Genomic DNA, 311 nt, shown 5'->3' with positions numbered 1-311 from the left:
CAGCGGGATCTTTTTTAAAAGCAACAGATGATTTGCAGCAGCCAAAGATCTACTATAAACTATCCAATTATGATGGCATCAATGGCATTGTGGGACATGAGTGCATAAATGATATCATTGTGGACCGCCTTTTAAACATTCTTGAGATTGAACATCTTCATTATGATCTGATCCATGCGGACATTGATGTGGATGGAAAAGATATGGAAACCTATCTGTGCGCATCCAAAGATTTTAAGGCACATGGAGAACACAAGGTTGCCCTGGATGCATATTACCAGGCACAAAAACTAGACGGAGAAACGCCGTTG

The 311-nt window shown here is 40.8% G+C and carries 1 protein-coding gene; it reads left to right on the top strand.

Features of this window, described 5'->3' with window-relative positions:
* The coding region (locus tag P0G09_RS17645) for a hypothetical protein (protein ID WP_342760560.1) at positions 1-311 on the top strand (311 nt) is incomplete at both ends.

The organism is Faecalibacterium sp. DFI.5.82, from assembly GCF_029076575.1.
GTDB lineage: Bacteria > Bacillota > Clostridia > Oscillospirales > Ruminococcaceae > Faecalibacterium > Faecalibacterium duncaniae.
The sequence above is the reverse complement of the archived record's forward strand: the minus strand, read 5'-3'. Positions and strand labels throughout refer to the sequence as shown.